Source organism: Streptomyces sp. CC224B (genome assembly GCF_030010595.1).
In the GTDB taxonomy this organism is placed as follows: Bacteria; Actinomycetota; Actinomycetes; order Streptomycetales; family Streptomycetaceae; genus Streptomyces; species Streptomyces longispororuber.
The window spans coordinates 1-21,534 of sequence record NZ_JASCXL010000017.1; the positions used below are offsets into that span (position 1 = coordinate 1).

At 75.0% G+C, this 21,534-nt stretch carries 24 protein-coding genes and 1 pseudogene; 6 read left to right on the forward strand and 19 right to left on the reverse strand.

Going from position 1 to position 21,534, the window contains the following annotated elements:
• From QK440_RS09200 to QK440_RS09210, 3 genes and pseudogenes are all read right to left on the reverse strand, one after another.
• Positions 1-214: pseudogene (locus QK440_RS09200) on the reverse strand (acyl-CoA synthetase); the annotation flags it as partial.
• Between the two features lie 129 nt (positions 215-343).
• Positions 344-1,219, reverse strand: a complete 876-nt coding sequence (locus QK440_RS09205; RefSeq protein WP_282792516.1) for a hypothetical protein — start codon at positions 1,217-1,219, stop codon at positions 344-346.
• Between the two features lie 95 nt (positions 1,220-1,314).
• Entirely contained in the window at positions 1,315-2,025 is a 711-nt protein-coding gene (locus QK440_RS09210) for a GAF and ANTAR domain-containing protein (RefSeq protein WP_282792588.1), read from the reverse strand.
• Between the two features lie 88 nt (positions 2,026-2,113).
• Between QK440_RS09210 and QK440_RS09215 the strand changes: the two genes are divergently transcribed.
• Positions 2,114-3,232 (forward strand): PAS domain-containing protein, encoded by a 1,119-nt coding sequence (locus QK440_RS09215; RefSeq protein ID WP_282792517.1) that lies wholly within the window; start codon positions 2,114-2,116, stop codon positions 3,230-3,232.
• On the opposite strand, the gene QK440_RS09220 is transcribed toward QK440_RS09215, so the two are convergent.
• Positions 3,213-3,989 (reverse strand): RNA polymerase sigma factor SigF, encoded by a 777-nt coding sequence (locus QK440_RS09220; RefSeq protein ID WP_282792589.1) that lies wholly within the window; start codon positions 3,987-3,989, stop codon positions 3,213-3,215. The genes QK440_RS09215 and QK440_RS09220 overlap by 20 nt on opposite strands.
• 819 nt (positions 3,990-4,808) lie before the next feature.
• Between QK440_RS09220 and QK440_RS09225 the strand changes: the two genes are divergently transcribed.
• On the forward strand, positions 4,809-6,614 hold the full coding sequence (locus tag QK440_RS09225) for a thiamine pyrophosphate-requiring protein (protein ID WP_282792518.1): 1,806 nt from the start codon (positions 4,809-4,811) through the stop codon (positions 6,612-6,614).
• Positions 6,615-6,739: 125 nt separating this feature from the next.
• Here the strand turns inward: QK440_RS09225 and QK440_RS09230 are convergent, their stop codons facing one another.
• Positions 6,740-6,889 carry a hypothetical protein gene (locus tag QK440_RS09230; RefSeq protein ID WP_282792519.1) on the reverse strand — a complete coding sequence of 50 codons (150 nt, stop codon included), beginning with the start codon at positions 6,887-6,889 and terminating at the stop codon, positions 6,740-6,742.
• A gap of 210 nt (positions 6,890-7,099) precedes the next feature.
• Here QK440_RS09230 and QK440_RS09235 point away from each other — a divergent pair, with 210 nt between their 5' ends.
• Positions 7,100-7,537, forward strand: a complete 438-nt coding sequence (locus QK440_RS09235) for a CBS domain-containing protein (protein WP_282792520.1) — start codon at positions 7,100-7,102, stop codon at positions 7,535-7,537.
• A gap of 21 nt (positions 7,538-7,558) precedes the next feature.
• On the opposite strand, the gene QK440_RS09240 is transcribed toward QK440_RS09235, so the two are convergent.
• The 3 genes from QK440_RS09240 to QK440_RS09250 all read right to left on the reverse strand — a co-directional run bounded on the left by QK440_RS09240 (position 7,559) and on the right by QK440_RS09250 (position 11,200).
• Positions 7,559-8,143 (reverse strand): TIGR03086 family metal-binding protein, encoded by a 585-nt coding sequence (locus QK440_RS09240; RefSeq protein ID WP_282792521.1) that lies wholly within the window; start codon positions 8,141-8,143, stop codon positions 7,559-7,561.
• A 414-nt stretch (positions 8,144-8,557) separates the two neighbouring features.
• Positions 8,558-9,520, reverse strand: coding sequence for an AraC family transcriptional regulator (locus QK440_RS09245; RefSeq protein WP_282792522.1), 963 nt, complete (start codon positions 9,518-9,520; stop codon positions 8,558-8,560).
• A 51-nt stretch (positions 9,521-9,571) separates the two neighbouring features.
• Entirely contained in the window at positions 9,572-11,200 is a 1,629-nt protein-coding gene (locus tag QK440_RS09250; RefSeq protein WP_282792523.1) for an ATP-binding cassette domain-containing protein, read from the reverse strand.
• A 202-nt stretch (positions 11,201-11,402) separates the two neighbouring features.
• Here QK440_RS09250 and QK440_RS09255 point away from each other — a divergent pair, with 202 nt between their 5' ends.
• The 3 genes from QK440_RS09255 to QK440_RS09265 all read left to right on the forward strand — a co-directional run bounded on the left by QK440_RS09255 (position 11,403) and on the right by QK440_RS09265 (position 14,211).
• Positions 11,403-12,890 carry a bifunctional phosphatase PAP2/diacylglycerol kinase family protein gene (locus tag QK440_RS09255; protein ID WP_282792524.1) on the forward strand — a complete coding sequence of 496 codons (1,488 nt, stop codon included), beginning with the start codon at positions 11,403-11,405 and terminating at the stop codon, positions 12,888-12,890.
• 136 nt (positions 12,891-13,026) lie between these two features.
• Complete coding sequence (locus QK440_RS09260; RefSeq protein WP_282792525.1) at positions 13,027-13,947, forward strand: methyltransferase domain-containing protein; 921 nt, start codon at positions 13,027-13,029, stop codon at positions 13,945-13,947.
• Positions 13,948-14,025: 78 nt separating this feature from the next.
• A complete protein-coding gene (locus QK440_RS09265) occupies positions 14,026-14,211 on the forward strand; it encodes a hydrophobic protein (protein WP_282792526.1) in 186 nt (61 codons plus the stop codon).
• An 88-nt stretch (positions 14,212-14,299) separates the two neighbouring features.
• Here the strand turns inward: QK440_RS09265 and QK440_RS09270 are convergent, their stop codons facing one another.
• The 11 genes from QK440_RS09270 to ligD form a co-directional block, all read right to left on the reverse strand.
• Positions 14,300-14,563 (reverse strand): gas vesicle protein K, encoded by a 264-nt coding sequence (locus QK440_RS09270; RefSeq protein ID WP_190140387.1) that lies wholly within the window; start codon positions 14,561-14,563, stop codon positions 14,300-14,302.
• Between the two features lie 230 nt (positions 14,564-14,793).
• Entirely contained in the window at positions 14,794-15,033 is a 240-nt protein-coding gene (locus QK440_RS09275; protein ID WP_282792527.1) for a gas vesicle protein, read from the reverse strand.
• Complete coding sequence (locus QK440_RS09280) at positions 15,030-15,881, reverse strand: GvpL/GvpF family gas vesicle protein (protein ID WP_282792528.1); 852 nt, start codon at positions 15,879-15,881, stop codon at positions 15,030-15,032. Before QK440_RS09280 ends, QK440_RS09275 begins: the two co-directional genes overlap by 4 nt.
• Complete coding sequence (locus tag QK440_RS09285; protein ID WP_282792529.1) at positions 15,859-16,239, reverse strand: gas vesicle protein; 381 nt, start codon at positions 16,237-16,239, stop codon at positions 15,859-15,861. Before QK440_RS09285 ends, QK440_RS09280 begins: the two co-directional genes overlap by 23 nt.
• Entirely contained in the window at positions 16,236-17,600 is a 1,365-nt protein-coding gene (locus tag QK440_RS09290; protein WP_282792530.1) for an SRPBCC family protein, read from the reverse strand. The genes QK440_RS09285 and QK440_RS09290 overlap by 4 nt, the downstream gene beginning before the upstream one ends.
• The gene (locus QK440_RS09295; RefSeq protein WP_282792531.1) at positions 17,593-18,318 is read right to left on the reverse strand and encodes a DNA primase; all 726 of its coding nucleotides are present in this window, start codon (positions 18,316-18,318) and stop codon (positions 17,593-17,595) included. The genes QK440_RS09290 and QK440_RS09295 overlap by 8 nt, the downstream gene beginning before the upstream one ends.
• Positions 18,319-18,323: 5 nt before the next feature.
• A complete protein-coding gene (locus tag QK440_RS09300) occupies positions 18,324-18,617 on the reverse strand; it encodes a gas vesicle protein GvpG (RefSeq protein WP_190140378.1) in 294 nt (97 codons plus the stop codon).
• A 9-nt stretch (positions 18,618-18,626) separates the two neighbouring features.
• Entirely contained in the window at positions 18,627-19,385 is a 759-nt protein-coding gene (locus QK440_RS09305) for a GvpL/GvpF family gas vesicle protein (protein ID WP_282792532.1), read from the reverse strand.
• Positions 19,382-19,819: a gas vesicle structural protein GvpA gene (locus QK440_RS09310; protein WP_282792533.1), complete on the reverse strand. Its 438-nt coding sequence runs from the start codon at positions 19,817-19,819 to the stop codon at positions 19,382-19,384. Before QK440_RS09310 ends, QK440_RS09305 begins: the two co-directional genes overlap by 4 nt.
• Positions 19,820-20,077: 258 nt before the next feature.
• Positions 20,078-20,398, reverse strand: a complete 321-nt coding sequence (locus QK440_RS09315) for a gas vesicle protein (RefSeq protein WP_282792534.1) — start codon at positions 20,396-20,398, stop codon at positions 20,078-20,080.
• A gap of 57 nt (positions 20,399-20,455) precedes the next feature.
• Complete coding sequence (ligD, locus tag QK440_RS09320) at positions 20,456-21,427, reverse strand: non-homologous end-joining DNA ligase (RefSeq protein ID WP_282792535.1); 972 nt, start codon at positions 21,425-21,427, stop codon at positions 20,456-20,458.
• Between the last annotated feature and the right edge of the window lie 107 nt (positions 21,428-21,534).

A 21,534-nucleotide genomic window follows, 5' to 3' on the forward strand; every position in this document is an offset into this window, starting at 1 on the left:
GGCGCAGGATGTCGGCGGCGAGCGCGTCGTCGGGCGCGTGCCCGGGCGCAGGTTCGACGACGGCCTGGACCTCCTCGCCCCAGGCGTCGTGCGGGATGCCGACCGCGGCGGCGGCGGCCACGGCCGCGAGCTCCGGCAGGACGGGCAGCCCCGGCTCGGGCGGGGGCGGGCCCGACCGGACGTCGCCCCGCCCCGCGTGGTCCGTCCGCCGCATGGGCACCTCCGTGCGCTCCCTGGCCACTTCCGTGGCCTCCGACCCTGCGCGTGCTGTCGGGTCTCTGCGTACCCCACGGCGGCGGCGCTCGATCGTCCGGCGGGGGACGCGTTGCCGCGTGCGCGGTGGTCAGTGCCGTGCGGCGCGGTCGCGGCGCAGGCGGTGGACGGCGGCGGCGCAGGCGCCCAGCACGAGCAGGGCGCCCGCGGCTAGGGCGGCCGGGGAGTCGGTGAACGTGCCGCCCTGCCCGGCGCGGACGCCCTGCGGCACGGCGGGGCCGGTCGGGGCGGTGGGCCCGCCGCGGGTGACGGTGAACGCGGCCTGCCACCGGCCGTCGCCGGGGCAGGTGCCGTCGACGGACCACCGCGAGGAGCGGCCCGCGGCGTCGGGGCCTTCCGCCTCGGAGCCGGCGGGCGCGGCGACGCGGGCGGTGCCCCGGTAGGTGGTGCGCTCGCTCGCGGGCTGGTCCTGGGCGAAGCCCCGGTCGCCGTACGTGCCGGGGTCCGGGCCCCGGTCGCCGTACGTGCCGGGGTCCGGGCCCCGGTCGCCGTTCCTGCCGGAGTACAGGTCCTGGTCGCCGTTGCCGCCGGAGTACAGGTCCTGGTCGCCGTTCCCGCCGGGGTCCAGGCCTTCGTCGCCGTTGTCGCCGAGGCCCTCGTCCAGGCCCTGGTCGCCGTCGCCGCCGAAGTCCTCGTCGAGGCGCGGGTCGCCGTTGCCGCCCAGGTCCTCGTCCTGGCCGGGGTGGTGGCTCGGGTTCTGGGGGTGCTGGTCGCGCCGGAGGGTGGCGGTGCCCTGCTCGAAGGCCTGGGAGTGCGCCTGCAGGGTCTGCGGGAGCGTGCCGCCGGTGGACGGGCAGGTGACGGTGACGGTGACCTGCCCGCCGGGGGCGACGGAGGCGGGGGTGACCTGGGCGGTGGCGCCGCCGCCCTCGGCGTGGGCGGGTGGCGCGAGGGCGAGGGCGGAGTACAGGGTGAAGGTGAGGGCCAGGGGAACGGAAGTACGCATGCACCCATTCGAGCCGGTACGGGCGTTTCGCGCTCGTCCTCCAACGCCGGACGGGCTACAGCAGCCGACGCCGGACGGGCCGCGTCACCCCCGCATCAGCCCGGCCGGACCTCGCGCCCCAGGGAGGCCAGCTCGCGCTCGAAGCCCCGGCCGCGGGTCTCCACCAGGGCCGCGGCCACCTCGGAGAGCTTGCGGTTGGTGGTCTGGGAGATCCGCCGCAGCAGCGCGAAGGCCTGGTCGGCGTCGCAGCTCAGGACGTGCATGAGGATGCCGCGCGCCTGGTCGACGACGGGCCGGGTGCGCAGCGCCTCGCCCAGGTGCTCCAGTTCGGTCAGTGCCGCGCGGTAGCGGCGGTCGCGGACCAGGCTGGCCGTGGCGAGGTCGCCGAGCGCCTGCGCGGGTCCGCAGCTCACCCCGTCCAGGGTGCCGGGGCGGAAGCTGAACAGGCTGAGGGTGAGCGTCAGGTCGGCCCGCCGGAAGGGCAGGGTGACGCTGGCGCGGACGCCGGAGTCCAGGGCGAGCGCCCGGTACTCGGGCCAGCGGTCGTCGTGCAGCAGGTCGGCGGAGTCCACGGGCGTGCCGCGCTCCTGCGCGGCGGGGATGGGCCCCTCGCCGGAGCGCAGCTGGACGGCGACGAGTCCGGCGAGATCGGGGTGGGTGACGGCGGTGGGCAGCTCGTCGCCGCCGTCGGTGACCGTGGTGCCCGCGCCGCAGCAGGCGGTGGTGCACCGCAGGGCCTGCTCGGCGAGTTCGGAGAGCCTGCGCTGCGGCAGAGCGGATTCCGGTCCGTCCGGTCCGATCGGCATCGGCCTCACGTCGGTCCTCCTTCCTCCTCCCCTGTGCGGCTTCCCGGGGATGCCTCCGGAAAACCGTCGTAGCGGATACGTTCGAACCATGGCTCAGACTGAGGAGTTCGGCGAGGAGCTGGCGGATTTCGTGCGCCGCGTGGCCGAGTTGAAGGCGTCCCGCACCGGCCCGTCCGGCGACCTGGGGACGATGCTGGACGCCGCCTTGTTCGAACTGGACCACGTGGCCGAGCGGCTGTGGCCGGGGCTGGAGCGCACCGCCGTGTCCGCCTCCGCGACGGCGGCGTCGGACCACGCGGAGCAGCGGCTGCTGCGGGCGGTGTTCCAGCGGTTCCCGCTGCCGGTGGCCCTGGTCGACGGCGAGACGGTGGTGCGCCGGATGAACGTGGCGGCGACGGAGCTGACGGGGGTGCGCGGCGGGTACGCCACCGGGCGGCCGCTGTCGGGGTTCCTGACCCCGTCGGACCGGATCGCGTTCCGCTCGCAGGCCGCGGCGGTCGCCCGCGGCGAGGGCGACCGGAGCCTGACGGTGCGGCTGCAGCTGCGCCCGGAGCGGCCGCTGCGGGCGACGCTGACGGCGCTGCGCCCGGGCACCGAACCGCGGACGGTGCTCCTCGTCGTCCTGCAGCCGGTGGGGCCGCGCGACACGCACCGGGACGGGAGCCGCAGGCGCGCCCCCGACCTGGGCGAGGCCACCCGCCACGCCGAGCTGCTGGAACTGTCCGACCGGATGACGGCGACGCTGCTCACCGCGCCGGGCGGCGACCCGGCGGAGGTGCTGCGGCGGGCCGCCGAGGTGCTGCACGACCGGTTCACGGACTGGGTGGTCGCGGACGAGGGCCCCGCGGCGTTCCGGCGCCGTACGGTCCTCGGGCCGCCGGGCGAGCTGCTCGCGGACGTACGCGCGCAGGAGCCGGCCGACTGTCCGCTGGTTCTGGACACGGCGCGGTGCGCGGCGCCCCGGCTCCAGGTGCGGCCGGAGCCCGAGGACGGCTTCGGCGTGGACGGGTCAGGGGCGCCCGTCCTGGTGCGGGCTCAGGTGACGTCGTTGCTGTGCGTGCCGCTGGCCGCACACGCCGACGGCCCGGTCGACGGGGTGCTGAGCCTGTTCCGCACCGGCGCGCGCCTCGCCTTCTCGATGGCGGAGGCGCGCGCCGTGGACGTGATGGCGCGGCATGTCGCCCTCGCTATGCGGCGTCCTGGGTGACCTGTCCGGGGGCCGGTGCGGGGCGGGTGGCGTGCCGCGCCATGTCGCGGGTGATCTCGTCCCGCAGCCGTCCGCAGCAGCGGCTGATGAGGCGGGACACGTGCATCTGGGAGATGCCCAGGTGCTCGGCGATGCGGCTCTGCGTCATGTCGCCGAAGAACCGCATGTAGAGGATGGCCCGTTCGCGCTCGGGGAGCTGGGCCAGGCGGGGCTTGACGGCCTCGCGGTCCACGACGACGTCGAGCGCGGGGTCGGGGCCGCCGAGGGTGTCGCGCAGCGCGTAGCCGTCGTCGCTGCCGGGGAGTTCGGCGTCCAGGGACAGCGCGGTGAAGCTGTCGAGCGCCTCCAGGCCGGTGGCGGCGTCCTCCTCGCTCATCCGGGCGCGCTCGGCGATCTCGGCGATGGTCGGGGCGCGCCCGGACACCGTCTGGGACAGGTCCTGGCAGGCGAAGCGGACGCGGTTGCGCAGGTCCTGGACGCGCCGGGGCACGTGCAGGGTCCACATGTGGTCGCGGAAGTGCCGCTTGATCTCACCGGTGACGGTGGGCACGGCGTAGCTCTCGAAGGCGTTGCCGCGCTCCGGGTCGTAGCGGTCGACGGCCTTGACCAGGCCGAGGGCCGCCACCTGGCGCAGGTCCTCCAGGGACTCGCCGCGGTTGCGGAAGCGCCCCGCGAGCCGCTCGGCCATGGGCAGCCAGGCCCGCACGATCTCCTCGCGCAGGGCGTCCCGCTCGGGCCCGTGCGGCAGCTCGCACAGCCTGCGGAAGGCCTCGGCGGTGTCGGGGGCGTCGTCGTGCGGGTGGCGTCCCGCGCGGCCGCGCGGGGCACGGGCCCCGGCGCCGGACGCGGCGGGCTCGTCCCGCACCGGGGAGTCCGCCGGGGCCGCGGGGGCCGGGCCGGTGCCGGTCGGGGCGTCGGGGGCCGGGGCGGCGGGGGCGGTGGGGACCTGGAGGACGTCCGGGACCACGGGGGTCGGTGAGAGCGCGGTGGTCATGGGGGCCTCACGGGGGACGGTGTCGCCGGACGGCTGCGCGGAGCGGGTGGGCGCGGCGGACTCGCGGGGCGTGTCGGCCCGGGTCCGGGACGCGGCCGGGGCACACTGCCCGGACCTGGTGCGGGAGGCGGACCCCGGCCGGGCTGCGGTCCGCCTGCCGGAGGTGCGGGTCGATGCCTTCCTCGGCTTGGCGGCCTTCACGGCCTGCGCGGTCTTGGCGCGCTGGAGGTTGCGGGCGTCCTTGGGGCGCTCACGGCGCGCGGTCCCCGCGGAGGCCTCCTCGGGGCGCGTCGTCGCTGCCTCGGGGCGTGCTGCGTCGGATCGCATGGTGCGTCACAACTCCCTTGCCGGTGCCTTGGGGTGGGCGGTCACCGTGGGAGCGCGGGTCCATGCCACGACAGAACACACCCGGTGCGAGCGGTGTCGCTCCCACGGACGTGCCTCCGTTCCGAAGCACTGCAGTCCGCCTGCCCTGGCCGCCACCCCCCAAACGCCCCTATCGAACGGGCGGATGTTTCCGTTCCGGCACCCGAGGAAACCCGGGCAGGACGGACTCAGTGCCTGTACCAGGAGGACACCGACATGAGCACGAAGGTCGCCGACAACATTCTGGAGAGGCTGCGGGCCTGGGACGTCGAGTGCGTCTTCGGCTATCCCGGCGACGGCATCAACGGCCTCCTCGCCGCCTGGGGCCGCGCCGACGACCAGCCGCGCTTCATCCAGTCCCGGCACGAGGAGATGTCGGCGCTCGAGGCCGTCGGCTACGCCAAGTTCGGCAAGCGGCTCGGGGTCTGCGTGGCGACCTCGGGGCCCGGCGCCATCCACCTCCTCAACGGCCTGTACGACGCCAAGCTCGACCACGTGCCGGTGCTCGCCCTGGTGGGCCAGACGCACCGCACCGCGATGGGCGGCTCGTACCAGCAGGAGGTCGACCTGCACACGCTGTTCAAGGACGTCGCCTCCGACTTCGTGGAGACGGTGACGGTGCCCGAGCAGCTCCCGAACGTCCTCGACCGGGCCATCCGCACCGCCTACGCGCGCCGCTGCCCCACCGCCGTGATCCTCCCGGGCGACGTGCAGGAGCTCGACTACACCCCGCCCGCGCACGAGTTCAAGATGGTGCCGTCCAGCCTGGACCGCAGCGCCTGGACGGCGCTGCCCTCGCCGTCCGCGCTGGAGCGGGCCGCGGAGGTGCTGAACTCCGGCACCCGGGCCGCGATCCTGATCGGCCAGGGCGCGGCGGGCGCCCGCGCCGAGGTGGAGCAGATCGCGGAGCGGCTCGGCGCGGGCGTCGCCAAGGCGCTGCTCGGCAAGGACGCGCTGAGCGACGAACTGCCGTACGTCACCGGGTCCATCGGGCTGCTCGGCACGCGTCCCTCGTACGAGCTGATGCGGGACTGCGACACGCTCCTGACGATCGGCTCCAGCTTCCCGTACTCGCAGTTCCTGCCGGAGTTCGACAAGGCCCGCGCCGTGCAGATCGACATCGACCCGCACATGATCGGCATGCGCTACCCGTACGAGGTGAACCTGATCGGCGACGCGCGGGCCACGCTGCGGGAGCTGATCCCGCTGATCACCGACGAGCGGTCGGCGGCCGGGCGCGACTGGTACGGGGAGGTGTGCGCGGGCGTCGAGCGGTGGCACGGCGTGATGGACCGCCGCGCCCAGCTCGACGCCGACCCGGTCAACCCGGAGTTCGTGGCGCGCGCCCTGGACCCGCTGCTGCCCGCCGACGCGATCATCACCTCCGACTCGGGTTCGACGGCGAACTGGTACGCGCGCCACCTCACGATGCGCGGGGACATGCGCTCCTCGCTGTCGGGCACGCTCGCGACGATGGGCTGCGCCGTCCCGTACGCGATCGGCGCGAAGTTCGCGCACCCGAACCGGCCCGTCGTCGCGCTCGTCGGCGACGGCGCGATGCAGATGAACGGCCTGGCGGAGCTGATCACCGCGGCCAAGTACCGGCACCGCTGGGACGACCCGCGGCTGGTCGTCGGCATCTGGAACAACCAGGACCTCAACCAGGTGACGTGGGAGCTGCGCGCGATGGGCGGCGCGCCGTCGTTCGAGCCCTCGCAGACCCTGCCGGACGTGCCGTACGCGGAGTTCGCGCGGTCGATCGGGCTGACCGGCGTACGCGTGGAGAAGCCGGAGGACGTGGTGGCGGGCTGGCGCGCGGGCCTGGAGGCGGACGGCCCGGCGGTGGTGGAGTTCCGGACGGACCCGGCGGTCCCGCCGATCCCGCCGCACGCCACCTGGGAGCAGATGGAGTCGACGGCGGCGGCGCTGCTCAAGGGCGACTCCGACCGGGCGTCGGTGATGAAGCAGGGGTTCAAGGCGAAGATGCAGGAGTTCCTGCCGGGCGGCGACGGGCGGAGCTGAGCGGGCACCCGTAGCGGGCGGGGACGGCCGGGCACCCGCGGCGGGCGGCGGCCGGGAAGCCGCGCGGGCGGCGGGCCGACGGGCGGCGTCCGGTGTGGGGCCCGGTCACCGCCCGGCCGCGTCCGTCACAGGGCGCGGCGCGCGCCGTCCCCCGCGAAGGGCTCGAAGGCGTCGTCTCCGGGCTCCGCGGGCGGCAGCAGCAACTCCTCGTACCGGCCGAGCGCGAGGACCACGCCCAGCAGCAGCACCGGGATGAACACGGCGAGAACCGCCATGACCGCTCCTCCCCTCCGGGTGAAGGCTCTGGTGTGAGGGAGGTCACAGCCCGGGTCTCCTCCGCCCCGCCCGGCAAACCTCCGCCGCGGGCCGGATCCGGCGCCGGGGGCGGGGGCCGAGGCATGGCGGGGGCGCTCAGGGGTACTGCGGCGGGGGTCGCACCGACAGCGACGGGTGACAGCGACAGCCGACGCAGGAGGGCTCTAGACATGGCCGAGTACGTGAGGGACGTCATGACCACGGGCGTCGTCGCGGTCAGCCCCGACGCCTCGCTGGTGGAGGCCGCGCAGTTGATGCGGGCCCAGGACATCGGTGACGTCGTCGTGGCGCGGGACGGCGTGGTGCTGGGGGTGCTCACCGACCGGGACATCACGGTGCGGGCGGTGGCCGACGGGGCCGATCCGCTCACCGTCAGCGCGCACGCCGTGTGCACGCCGAACCCGGTGGTGGTGGGGCCCGACGACGAGGTCTCGGCGGCCGTCGGCCTGATGCGCGACCACGCGGTGCGCAGGCTGCCCGTGGTGGAGGACGGCCGGCCGGTCGGCATGGTGAGCCTCGGTGACCTCGCGGTCGAGCAGGACCCGGCGTCCGCGCTCGCCGACATCAGCCGCGCCGAGCCGGACGGCGGCCGGGGGCTGTTCCACTGAGGCCCCGCGCCACCGCCCCGGTCAGGGGGCGCGGCCGAGGAGGCAGAGCAGCCGCGTCTGCTCGTCGGCTCCCGGCGGGGGCTCCACCGCCGGGGCGAACAGGTCGCTCCCGGCCAGGTCGGCCGCATAAGGCGCGACCTCACGCGCGGCCGCGGCGACGAGGTCGTCCGGGAGCCGCTCGTCCGCACCGACCGCCCGCGCCAGGTCCCAGGTGTGCACCACGAGGTCCGTGGTCATCTGGGCGCAGTAGGCGCGCGCGGCTGTCTCGCCGTAGCTGAGGTGGACGGTGCGGTCGAGGGCGTCCGGAGCGCTGAACGCGGCGCGGGCCGCCGCGGCGGCGGTGTCCCAGGCCGCGACGGGGTCGGGGCCGAGCGGGTCGCCGTCGAAGGCGTCGCCGACGGCCTCGACGGTGGCGCCGTCGCGGACGAGCGGCGGCACCCAGAGCTGTTCGGTCACGAGGTGGCGCACGAGGTCCCGGACGGTCCACTCCGCGCACGGGGTGGGGGCGTCCCACCGGTCCGGCCCGGCGGCGCGCACCCGCCGGGTGAACTGCTCCTGCGCCCGGCCGTACCGGTCCAGGAGCTGCTGGTCGGTGGTCTCGCTCATGCCGTCTCCCGTGGGTCGCGCCGGTGCCGGTGACGGACCGCGGCGGGCCGTCCGGAGACGAGTCTCGCCGGGATCCGCCGCCCGGACCACGGGAAGGGGACCGGAGGGGCGGGCCCGCGGCACACGGGGGAATGCCAGGGGTAACGACCGGGCCCGCCGGACCGGGACCGGCCCGGCTCGAAACGAGCCGCCGGGCCGGGTGCGCGCCGGAACTCCGTCCACGGCACACGGCCCGGGAGAAGGCTGGTACTCCCGCGACGCGGCCGGTCCCTCCGGCGACAGCGGTTCACCCTAGGCGCGGACCGCCGTCCGCCACGATCCGCTGCGCGCACCGCCTGTCCGGATAACGCACCCTGTCCGGATGGCGCGCCCGCGCACGGCCGACACGCCGCACCTCCAGGCACACCCGTCCCGTCAGCCGCGCAGCGTCTGGGACGGCAGTTCGCCGTACCGCGCCCGGTACTGCTCGGCGAACCGGCCCAGGTGGGTGAAGCCCCAGCGGCCCGCGACCTCGCTCACGCCCCGCTCGCCCGGCCGCGCCGCGCGCAGCTCCTCGTGCACGCGCGCGAGCCGTACGTCGCGTACGTACGCCATCGGCGACATGCCCACGTAGTGGCGGAAGGCCTCCTGGAGCCGGCGCACGCCGACGCGGCCCTCGGCGGCGAGGGACGCGGTGGTGAAGGGGTGCTCGGGGCGGGCCTGGACGGCGTCCATGACGCGTTTGACGGGGGCGGGCCGCAGCCTGCCGACGGGCTCGGCGAGCCGGTCGCGGTAGCGGTGCTCGGCGGCGAGCAGCAGCCCGCTGACGATGGCCTCCTGGAGCGGCCCGGCGGTCAGGGGGTGGGACAGGGCGCCGCCGTCCTCGCGCAGGTCCTCCACCACGGCGCGGACCAGGCGCGCCCAGCCGCGGCCCGGGCCGCGAGTCGTGTCGAAGACCGGCCCGAAGTCGACGGGGGCGCGCACCGGCCTGCCGAGGAGCTGCTCCAGGCGGCCTTCGAGGGCGGCGCGGTCGAGCTTCACGGCGAGCAGCCGGCAGTCGCCGGACCAGCGGTCCAGGACGGTGTCGCCGACCGGCTGGTAGACCGCCGCGCACCCGGAGGTGGCGGTGGTGGGGCGGGCCGGGCCCTGGCGCCAGGACACCTCGCCGCTGAGCAGGATGTTGACGTGGTACGAGCCCAGTTCGCCGAAGCGCATCCGCACGTCGGCGCCGCAGCTCATGTCGCCGATGGTGAGCGCCCCGAGGCGGCCGATGTCGAACCGCGCGGCGAAGGGGCGCGTGCCATCGGCGACATCCATGGCATTGCTGTAGTACGTGGCCGCGATCAGGTCCCTGGCCTCGTCCACGTCGCTCGTCCGGAAGGACGTCGTGACGGACACCGTGTCTCCCCCGGCGCGGCCGCGGTGGGTCCGGGCGCGCCGCGGGTCACGCTACCGCGCCCGCTCCACCCGCCGCTCGTCCCAGACCGGCTCGGGGGTCTCGCGCACGCGGCCGTCGGAGCCGAAGACGAGGAAGCGGTCGAAGGACCGGGCGAACCAGCGGTCGTGGGTGACCGCGAGCACCGTGCCCTCGTACGCCTCCAGGCCCTCCTGGAGCGCTTCGGCGGACTCCAGGTCCAGGTTGTCCGTGGGCTCGTCGAGCAGCAGGGCGGTGGCGCCCTGGAGCTCGAGGAGCAGGATCTGGAAGCGGGCCTGCTGGCCGCCGGACAGCTTCTCGAAGCGCTGCTCGGCCTGCGCGGTCAGTTCGTAGCGGCGCAGCCGGGACATGGCCGCGCCCCGATCCTTGGCGTGGTCGCGCCACAGGATGTCGAGGAGGGTGCGGCCCTCCAGCTCGGGGTGGGCGTGGGTCTGCGCGAAGTGGCCGGGCACGACGCGCGCGCCGAGCTTCCACTCGCCCGTGTGCGCCACCGGGTGGTCGGGGTCGCCCGCGAGGAGGCGCAGGAAGTGGGACTTGCCGGAGCCGTTCGAGCCGAGCACGGCGACGCGCTCGCCGTAGAACACCTCCAGGTCGAAGGGGCGCATCAGGCCGGTCAGCTCCAGGTCCTTGCAGGTGACGGCGCGCACGCCGGTGCGGCCGCCGTGCAGGCGCATCGTGATGTCCTGCTTGCGCGGCGGCTCGGGCGGCGGGCCCGCCTCCTCGAACTTGCGCAGCCGCGTCTTCGCCGCCTGGTAGCGCGAGGCCATGTCGTCGCTGCGCGAGGCGTACTGCTGCATGTCGAGGACGAGCTTCTTGAGCTGCGCGTGCTTCTCGTCCCAGCGGCGGCGCAGCTCCTCGAAGCGGGCGAAGCGCTCCTGCCGCGCCTCGTGGTAGGTGGCGAAGCCGCCGCCGTGCACCCACACCTCGGAGCCGCCGGGGCTGGGCTCCACGCTGACGATCCGGTCGGCGGCGCGGGCGAGCAGCTCCCGGTCGTGGCTGACGAACAGGACCGTCTTGCGGGTCTCCTTCAGCCGCTCCTCCAGCCAGCGCTTGCCGGGGACGTCCAGGTAGTTGTCCGGCTCGTCGAGGAGCAGCACCTCGTCCGTGCCGCGCAGCAGGGCCTCAAGGACCAGGCGCTTCTGCTCGCCGCCGGAGAGCGTGCGGACCTCGCGCCACTGGGCCTTGTCGTACGGCACGCCGAGCGCGGCCGTGGTGCAGATGTCCCACAGGGTCTCGGCCTCGTACCCGCGCGCCTCGGCCCAGTCGGCGAGCGCCTGCGCGTACCCGATCTGGGCGGCCTCGTCGTCGACGGTGAGGAGGGCGTGCTCGGCGGCGTCGACGGCCTTCGCGGCCTGGCGGATGCGCGGGTGCGCCACGGACACGAGCAGGTCGCGCACCGTCGAGCCGTCCCGCACGGAGCCCACGAACTGGGGCATGACGCCGAGGCCGCCGCTGACCGTGACCGTGCCGCCGTGCGGGCGCAGCTCGCCCGAGATCAGCCTGAGCAGGGTGGTCTTCCCGGCGCCGTTCGGCCCCACGAGGGCGGCCGAGGTGCCCTCGGCGACACGGAAGGAGACATCACCGAGCAGGGCTCGCCCGTCCGGCAGGTAGTACTCGAGGTGCGCGGCTTCCAGATGTCCCATGCGGCCGATTGTCCCGGGGCCTGATCGCGGGCGGCAAACGGTTTACGGCGGGGGCGGGGCACCGCGGGTCTTCGCTCCGGGGGCTGCCCGGCAGGGCGCGGCGGGGCCCGCGGCGGGCCGCCGGGCACGTGGCAGGGGGCCGCTCGGGGGCCCTGGGACCACCGGACCGTTGCTCCGGGCGTTCACCGGGTACCCGAGAGGCATGACCGCTGATGCCCAGCTTCCCCTCCCGCCCGCCGGCGGGCCCAAGGCCCGTCTCGTCTCCCTGGACTGCCGGATCTTCACCGCCGTGGCCGAACAGCACTGGCCCGGGGCCGACCAGGTGCTGCCCCGGCTGAGCCGCGCCGCGAACCACGGCGTCCTGTGGTTCGCGACGGCGGCCGGACTCGCGGCGACCCGGCGCCCGCGGGCCCGCCGCGCCGCCGTGCGGGGCGTGGCGTCGCTGGCCCTGGCCTCGGCGACGATCAACACCCTCGGCAAGCGGTCCGTGCGCCGCGCCCGGCCGATCCTGGACGAGGTGCCGCTGATCCGCCGCCTGAAGCGGCAGCCTGTCACCACGTCGTTCCCCTCCGGCCACGCCGCGTCCGCCGCGGCCTTCGCCACCGGCGTGGCGCTGGAGTCGCGGGGGCTCGGGGCCGCCGTCGCGCCGCTCGCGGGGGCCGTCGCGCTGTCGCGGGTCTACACCGGCGTGCACTTCCCCAGTGACGTGCTGGCGGGTGCCGCCCTGGGCGCGGGTGCCGCCTTCGCCGTGCGCGGCCTGGTGCCGACGCGGTCCCAGCTCCCGCCGCCGGGCCGTCCGCGCCGGGAGGCGCCCGCGCTGCGGGACGGGCGCGGCCTGGTGGTGGTCGTGAACGAGGGCGCGAAGTCCCCCGAGCGGGTGCGCCCGCTGCTTGCCGCGCTGCCCCTCGCCGAGGCCGTGTACTGCGAGCCGGCCGACGTGGCCGCGGAGCTGGACAAGGCGGCTTCGCGCGCGCAGGCGCTCGGGGTGTGCGGCGGCGACGGCACCGTCAACGCGGCGGCGGCCGCCGCCCTGCGCCACGGCGTCCCGCTCGTGGTGCTCCCCGGCGGCACGCTCAACCACTTCGCGCAGGACCTGGGCGCGGAGGACCCGCTGGAGGTGGCGGCCGCGGTCGAGGCGGGGGACGCGGTCGCGGTGGACGTGGGGCGGTTCAGCGCCGGCCGCGGCGACGGGTACTTCCTCAACACCTTCAGCCTCGGCGTCTACCCGGAGCTGGTGCGCGAGCGCGAGCGCTGGTCGTACCGCGTCGGCGGCTGGCCCGCCGGGGTCCTCGCCGCCGCCCATGTGCTGCGCGCGCACCGCAAGCCGCTGCGCGCCGAGTTCCAGGGCACCGAGCGGGCGCTGTGGCTGCTGTTCGCCGGCAACTGCGTGTACAACCGCTGGGGGCTCACGCCCGCGCGCCGGTTCGACCTCGCCGACGGGCTGCTCGACGTGCGCATCGTGCACGGCGGCCGCCGCCCGGCCGCCCGGCTGCTCGCCGCCGCCCTGACCTCGCCGGTGGAGCGCTCCCCCATCCAGACCGCGATCCGCCGCCGCAGGCTGCGCGTGGACGGCCTGGAGCCCGGCACGATGATCGCGTACGACGGCGAGATCATGCCGGTCGAGGGCGAGTTGCTGATCGAGAAGCTGCCAGAGGCACTGACGGTGTACCGGCCGTCCCTGGCGCTTTAGCACGCACCCCGCCCGGCTCGCCCCGGCGCACGGCTCGTACGGGCCGCGCGCCGGGGCGGTTCTCTGCCCACCCTCCGATCGTCCACAGTGTGATACGCGGGTCTCACCATACGGCCGGGCGGCGTAGGGTCCCGACATGTCACAGCGCCCCGCCCAGAACTCCCCGGCCCGGAACGAGACCGCCGATTCCGCCGACCCCGCTGCCCCGTCCGACACCACCGACACCACCGACACCACCGACACCGCCGACACCGCCGACACCGCCGTCTACACGCACGGCCATCACGAGTCGGTCCTGCGGTCCCACACCTGGCGCACCGCCGCCAACTCCGCGGCGTACCTGCTGAGTTCGCTGCGGCCCGGGATGCGGGTCCTCGACATCGGCTGCGGGCCCGGGACCATCACCGCCGACCTGGCGGCACTGGTCCCGGGCGGGCACGTCGTGGGCGTCGACCGGGCCCCCGACGTCCTGGACCTGGCCCGCGCGACGGCGGCGGAACGGGGCGTGGACAACGTGGAGTTCGCCGTCGGTGACGTGCACGCCCTCGCGTACCCGGACGGCTCCTTCGACGTCGTCCACGCCCACCAGGTGCTCCAGCACGTCGGCGACCCGGTACGGGCCCTGCGGGAGATGCGCCGCGTCTGCGCGCCGGGCGGCGTGGTGGCCGCGCGTGACAGCGACTACGCGGCGATGACCTGGCACCCGGGCTCGCCCGGCCTCGACGACTGGCTCGACCTGTACCGGCGGGTGGCCCGCGCCAACGGGGGCGAGCCGGACGCGGGCCGGACCCTGAAGTCCTGGGCCCTGGCGGCCGGTTTCACCGACGTCACGGCGGGGGCCGACACCTGGTGCTACAGCACGCCCGAGGAGCGGGCCTGGTGGGCCGGGCTCTGGGCCGACCGCACGGTGGCGTCCTCGTACGCCGACCGCGCCGTCGAGGGCGGCCACGCCGACGCGGAGCGGCTGCGCGCGATCGCCGGGGCCTGGCGGGAGTGGGGCCGCGCCCCGGACGGCTGGTTCGCCGTGCTGCACGGGGAAATCCTCTGCCGCGGGTGAGCACCGGCCGGCGCGGAGGGGGGCCAGGGGGTGTGAGCGGGCCTCCCACGGACACTCGGCCGTCGGGAGGTAGACACCATGGTTCCCCTTCTTCTGGTCCTGCTGCTGGTGCTGGTGCTGGGCGTCGCCGGGTTCGCGGTCGAGGTGCTGTGGTGGCTCGCCGTCGCGGTGCTCGTCGTGTGGCTGCTCGGCTTCCTGCTGCGGGGCGCGCCTCCAGGCGCGTCCGGCGCACCCGGGACGAGGCCTCGCTGGTACCGGTGGTGACCGCGGGTCCGTCGGCAGTCAGCCGCCTCGGCTCAGTCGCCGTGGCCCCGTTGCCGCGGCCCGGTCGCCGAGGTCCGGCCGCCGCGGCTCAGTCCCTCGGCAGGAGCGGTCCCAGCGGTCCGAGGTCCAGGTTCAGGTCCTCGGGCCGCAGTCCGTAGTGCTCGCGCAGTTCGGTCATCCGCTCCTCCAGGAGCATCAGCGTCAGCCCGATCCGCTCCTCCTGCTCCTCCGACAGCTCCCCGGTGTCGAACCGGCGCAGCGCCTGGCGCTCCATGAGCTGGCGCAGCAGCTCGACGACGGTGAGGACGAGGGCGACGAGGTCGCGCTCCACCGTCTCGGGCGCGAGGTCCAGCGGGCGGCGGCCCCGCGCACGCGAGGGGCCGGCGGGCGCGGCACGCCCGGCGTCCGGGTCCGGCTCGGCGTCCGTGCGGGGTGCGGCGGCCGTACCCGCCTCGGCGCCCAGCTCGGTATCCGGCTCGGCGTCCGGCTCGGGACCCGTGCCCGCCTCCGGACCGATCCCCGTACCCGTCCCGCCTCCGGTCCCCGCGGGAGCCCGCGTACCGGTCTCCGTACGCACCGGCCTCATCGGCCCTCGCCTCCCGTCCCGTACCCGTACCCGTGCTCGTACTCGGCGGTCGGCCACGGCGAGGGCACGTTCGCGCCGACCGTGCTGATCAGTGCCTTCAGGTCGATGCGTACGAGATCCACGTCCGCGATGCGCAGGGTGAGGTCACCGGCGATGACCACGCCCCCGGCGAGCAGCCGGTCGAGGATGTCGACGAGCGCGATCTCCCGGGTGTGCAGCGGCTCTATCGCCGTCATGCGTGCTCAGCGCTCCTCTGCCCGGCCGCGTCCGCCGGGTCCGCCTGGCTGTCGTCCGGGGCGTCGTCCGGGTCGTCGGTGAAGGAGTACGCCGCCCAGGGGCCGGTCACCTCCACGCGCAGGCCCGGCTGGTTGCCTTCGGTGCGGCCGACCAGCTCAAGGAAGGCCTCGGCCCGCTCCCGCGGCACGAGGTAGGCCCCGTTGAGGACGTTCCGCCCGGCGCCCGACTCGGCCAGGGCCGGGCTCTGCGGCGGGTGCAGCCGGGAGGCGGCGGCGGACCGCGTGAGGTCCGCGTGGAGCCGCCGCGCGAACGCGTCGGCCCGCGCGGCGGCCTCCTCGCCCGCCGTGCGCTGCGCCCTGCGCTGCCGCAGGTAGTCGCGGCCCGACGCGGGCGGGCCCGACGGCCGCGACGCGCCGGCCGCGGCCTTGTCGGCGCCCGGGGCGAGCCAGACCTTCACGCCCCACTCGATGTGCCCGTCGATCCGGTCCAGGATGCGGTGGAGCCGCTCGTTCTCGCTCTCCAGCATCGTGCGGACGCCGCTGTCGTCCCGGAACACGGTCGCGAGCCGCAGCGGCAGCGGGCAGGTGACGGTGGTGAGCGCGGAGATCACCTTCTGGTGCGCCCTGGCCGTACCGGCCAGCCAGTCCAGGTCCTCCAGGTGCACGCGCAGCGGCTCGTGCGCGAAGTCCCGGGCGGGGACGGGACTGACCACGGCGACCAGGCCCTTGTGGGCCACCTGCCGCGGCGGGGCGTCCCCGACCCCGGTGAGGTCGGCGTGCAGCGGCCCGGGCAGCGGGCGGCACACCGCGTAGACGTAACGCAGCTCATCGGTCACGTTCGTGCTCATCTCCACGTTCCTCCGCCTCGGCCGACGCGGACGGCGCCTCGCCCCGGCCCGGAGCCAGTTGCTCCAGCTGCTCCAGGCGCCGCTTCAACTCCGCGTTCTCCCGCGCCAGTTCGGATCGGCGGGCGCCGCTGGACAGGGCCGGGTCGTCCTCCCACCAGTCGATGCCCATCTCCTTGGCGCGCTCCACCGAGGCGACGACGAGCCGCAGCTTCACGGTGAGCAGCTCGATGTCGAGCAGGTTGATCCGGATGTCCCCGGCGATGACGACGCCCTTGTCCAGGACGCGCTCGAGCACGTCGGCCAGGTTCGTGCCGCCTTCCTGGCCGTACGACTGGGGCAGCCGGCCGGGGGTGGTCATCGGCGGCTCCTGGCCGGTACCGGCTCCTCCGCGTCGACGTCGTCGTCGGCGTACTCCTCGTCGTCCTCGTCGTCCTCGACCTCGTCGATCACGTCGCCCTCGTCGTCGACGTCGTCCTCGACGTCCTCGGGCTCGCCGGCCTCGTCGACCACGTCACCCTCGTCGTCCTCGTCGTCCTCGGGGGCGTCGTCGCGCTCGTCGTACGCGGCCGCCGGCTCCCCGGCGTCCTCCTCGGGCTCCTCGTCCGACTCCTCCGGCTCCTCCGCCTCGTCCGCGTACTCGCCCTCGGGCTCGTCGGCGTAGGTGTCGTCGTCCTCGTGGTACGCGACGTCCTCCGCGTCCTCCTCGGGCTCGACGCCCTCCTCGTCCTCGGCCTCCGCGTCCTCGGAGTCCTGCGAGTTCCGGGCCTCCCGGCCGGCGTCCCGGTCGTCGGCGTCCCCGCGCGCCTCCCGGCCGTCCTCACCCTCGTGACCGTCTCTGTCGTCCCGGTCGTCCCGGTCGTCGCGGTCGTCCTCGTCGCCCTGGTCGTCGTCGGAGGCCGCGGAGCGCAGCGTGACGTGGCGGGCGAAGTGCTTGAGGTCGAGGCGGGCCCTGCGGCCCTGTGCGCGCCAGAGGTTGCCGGTCCGCTCGAACAGGCCCTTCGGGTAGTACTCGATGATCAGCACGACCCGGGTCAGGCGGTCGCCGAGCGGGTGGAAGGTGACCACGCCCTTGGTGGTGCCCTTGGCGCCCTCCGCCGTCCACGCGAGGCGCTCCTCCGGCACCTGGTCGGTGAGGTGCGCCGTCCAGCTCCTGCTGGACCAGAAGATCTTGAGCTTCCACTGGGACTCGGTGTCGCTCACCTCGGTGGCGTCCTGCACGCCCTTGGTGAAGGTGGCGAACTCCTCGAACCGCGTCCACTGCTCGTACGCCTCGCGCACGGGCACGCCGACGTCGACGTACTCCAGGATGACGGTGGGCTTCTGGCCGCTGCCGCCCTTCTTGCCCTTGCCGCCGCGGGCGCTGTCCAGGGCTCCCTTGACGGAGTCGGTGACGGCGTCCTTGACGCGGCTGCCGCCGATCTCCACGGCGCTGCGCAGCGGGCCCTTGCCCGAGGCCAGCTTGCGGCCGCCCTCCAGGGCGACGCGGGCCAGGCCCGGGCTGCGGCCCTCGGCCATGTCGTTCAGCTTGACGGTGGCGTCGCCGAGCTTGCGGCCGACGCCCACGAGGGCGCGTTCGGCCTGGGCCATGAGGTAGGCCCGGGCCTCGTCCTTCAGGCGGTCGGCGGCCGGCCCGTGCAGGGCGTCGCTCAGCGCGCTCCCCGGCCCGGACCCGTTCCCCGAGCCCGTGGCCCCGCGGAGCTTGTCGCGCGTCTCAGGCATCGTCGCCCCCCTTCGACCGGGTGGTCGCCCGGGCGGTCTTCTTGGCCGGGGCCCGCTTGGCCGTCGAGCGCTGCGACGTCTTCGTGCCCTTCGTGCCCTTCGAGGCGGTCCGCTGCTGGCCCGAGCGCGAGCCGCGGGTGCCCGAGCCCTGCTGCTTGCGGGGCGCGGCGCTCTTGCCGCCCTGGCGGCCGGACTCCTCGCCGCCGTCCTCGCCGTCGTCCGCACCGTCCTCGCCGTCGTCCTTGGCCCGGCCCTTGCCCGTGACCGCCCGGGTGGCCTTGCCGGTCGCCGAGCGGGTCTTCCTGGCCGCCGTGGGGCCCTTCCGGCCGGTGTCCTCGTCGGACTCGCCGGACTCGTCGGACTCGGGCTCGTCGCGCTCGGGCTCGTCGTGCTCGTCACGGCCGGGGACGACCCCCGCTATGCGGTCCTGCACGTCGAGGGTGCGGTCGTGCAGCCGGTCCGCCAGGGACTCGATGCGCTTGTCGAGCAGCGAGCCGGTCGCCGCCTTGCCGACGCCTCGCAAGTCCTCCCGCAACTGGTCGCCGATCTCCTTGAACTGCGGGTTCTTCTCCAGTTGCTCGCTGACCGCGCGAGCCAGGGAGGCGGGGTTCAGCTTCATGCGCCTGCCCGCGACCATGGTGCCGACGGCGAAGGCCAGTTTGGCCTTCTTGGTGCGGCCCAAGAGGTACCCCGCGCCTACGGCGAGGCCCACTGCCATACGGTTCATCGTGTCGCCGTCCTGTTCTCCGGCTGGTCCGCCGTCTGGTTCTCCGGCGCTGCCTGCTGCTGTTGGACGCCGTAGCCGAGCCGGGTGAGCAGCTCGTCCTCACGGCGGTCGAACTCGGCCTCGTCGATCTCGCCCGCCTCCAGCTGCCGGGTGAGGCGGGCGAGTTCGGCGCGGATGGCCGAGGGGTCGTAGTACTGCCGCTCTGCCTCCGCCGTGACCTGGCGGATCGCCCAGAGGGCCCCCCGGGCCGGCGCCAGAGGCAGCGCGAGCAGTTCACCGATGAGCCCCATGGGCCTGGCTCACCGCGCCTGTGCCGCGTCGGCGGCCGGCCGGGCCGGGCCGAGGTCGACGAAGCTGTACGGCGGCAGCGGCCCGTTGACCCGCACGTCCAGGTGCGGCTGCGTCTTGCGCAGCTCCTCGACGGCGGCGACGAAGCCGTCCGCGGCGTCACGGCGTACCAGGAACGAGTAGTTGGCCAGCCACCCGGAGCCCTCGGGCCCCTCGCTGACCGCCTCGGCGCACGGCTCGAGGGCGCGGCGCACCTCCATGCCGTCGCCGGCCTCGCGGGCCTGCACAGCGGCCGTCAGCCGCTCGCCGAGCTGGAGCTTCTGCTCGTACGTGCCGCCGCCCGCGGCGCGGTTGGCCTCGGCCATGGCGCGCAGCTCGGGGTTCTCGGCGAGCACCTGGTGCAGCACGGCCTGCTCGTCGTGCGCGGCCTTCACGTTGTACTCGGCCTTGCCCTCCAGGGCGCGCAGCCGCTCCTCGTAGTGGTCGGCGAGCTCCTGGAGGACGTCGAGGACCGCCTGGTCGTCCTGCGCGAGGCTGCCGAAGCGCATCGGCAGGACCGGGCCGCCCGCGCCCGCCTCGTCCAGGACGCTCTGGTGGGCGAGCAGGTCGCGCCGCTTGGGGCGCAGGTCCTCGGGGCTGTCGCTGACGAGCGCGGCGAGGTTGCCGTGCCGCAGGACGCGCACGGGCCGCTCCGGGTCGCCGATGCCGCCCATGCCCTCGGGCAGCGACGGGTGCCCGGTGTGCGTGATGCCGTAGATGTACGTGGTCACTCCTGCTCCTCCTTCCGGGCTCGGGACGTGCTGCGGCGGGTCCGCGACTTGGCGGGCTCCTCGTCTCCGGAGCGGCCGTCCTCACGGGCCTGCCGGAACGCGTCCGACACGGTCTGGGCGGCGCCGCTGAGCGCGCCCTTGGACTTGCCGCGCGCGCCGGACTCGGTGATCTCGCCGACCATTTCGGGCAGGCCGGGGCTCTTGTTCGGCCCCGACTCCAGGTCGAGGCGGTTACAGGCCTCGGCGAAGCGCAGGTAGGTGTCGACGCTGGCGATGACGACACGGACGTCGACCTTCAGGATCTCGATGCCGACGAGCGAGACGCGTACGAACGCGTCGATCACGAGCCCGCGGTCGAGGATGAGTTCGATGACGTCGTACAGGCCACTGGTACCGCCTGAGCCACCGCTCTGCTGTGCCGGGACGACGGTCATGGCGACCAGTCCTCCTTGCTTTCGCTAGGGGTCATGGATGTCTGAGTGGGTCGGATCGATGGATGTCTGTGGATGTCTGTGCCTCTGCTGGATGTCGGGATGGATGGTGAGAATGTGAAGAACCCCGAAGTAGTGCGGGGGTTGAACGGAGGATGTGGAATCTACGTATGCACGCAATGCCGGAACGTATGCGTGGGGAGCGGAGGTTGTTGTGCGGACCGGCCGCACGCGGGGCCTCGTGACCCCGCGGGCCGTCCGTCAGCCGCTCTGGCGCGGGTCGGCGCGGCCGCGCTCGTAGCGCCGCACCCGCCGGTAGCCGGTGAGGTCACCGCCCGGCTCCAGGGTCACGGCGTACGTCGCGAGCAGGCTCATGGTGTCCGGCACCCGCGCGAGTTCCATGACCTCGATCTCCAACTCCCAGCCGTCCTCGGTGCGTTCGAAGGACGAGACGGACTCGGCGGTGAGGCCGGTGAGTTCGGTGAGCTGTTCCCGCGCTTGGCGCAGCACCTGTATGGGGCCGGGCCCGTCGTCGGCCTGGGTGTTCGACTTGTTGTCGGTCTTGCGAGACGTGTCCGTCATGGCCACCTCCTGATTCGAGTGACCGCGTACTGCGGCGGCAAACCTCCGTGTGCCCCGTTACGCGCCGCGTAGTGCCCGCAGCTTGCGGCGGGCCGGACCGAGCGCGCGCGGTGAACGCAGCAGCCCCGCCCAGGGATCGGCGCGGGCCTGCTCCACCGCGTCGGCCAGGGTCCAGCGGGCGGCGTGCGTGGCGGGGTCGTCGAGCTGCTCCCAGGCGATCGGCACGGCCACGGGCGCGCCGGGCCGGGCGCGGACCGAGAAGGGGGCGACGGCGGTCTGCGCGTACCCGTTGCGCTGCACGTCGAGGTAGAGCCGCTCGCCGCGGTCCTTCTTGCGGGCGGCGGTCGTGAGCCGGTCGGGGTGTGCGGCGGCGAGGAGTTCGGCGACCTCCTTGGCGAAGTCGCGGACGTCGTCGACGTGGTGACGGCCGTTGACGGGCACCACGACGTGCAGGCCGCGCGACCCGGTCGTCATGACGGCGGAGGGCAGGCCCACCTGGTCCAGGACTTCACCGACCAGCCGGGCCGCCTCGCGCACCGGGCCGAACACCTCCTCGGGCGTGCCCTCCCCCGCCGGGTCCGGGTCGAACACCATGCGGTCGGGCCGGTCGGTCCGGCCGGTCCGGCCGGTCCGGGACAGCCAGCGGTGCAGGGTGACGCAGGCCTGGTCGGCGAGGTACAGGAGGGTCGCGCTGTCGTCGCAGACGGTGTGCGTGACGGTGCCGCCCTGCTTCGGCACCTCGGCACGGGTGATCCAGTCCGGGTAGTGGCCGGGTGTGTCCTTCTGCATGAAGCGGGGCCCGGACAGCCCGTCCGGGTGCCGCTCCAGCATCAGCGGACGGCCGCGCAGATGCGGCACCATGAACGGGGCGACGGACCGGTAGTAGTCGAAGAGGTCGCCCTTGGTGTACGTCCCGCCCCGGTCACCGGTGGCGTCGCCGTCGGGGGCGCCGGGCAGGAACGGCTTGTCCGGGCGGTGCAGTGCGACGGTGCGACGGCCCGCCCGCACGGTGCGTGTACTGCTGCTCATCATCGCCTCCTTGTCGTACGGGGTCCGCGGCCGTCCGGGGCGGACGCGGGCGCCTGCGGGGCCGGTGGAGGGTGTGCACCGGCGGCGCGGGGTGCGCGGCCCACCGC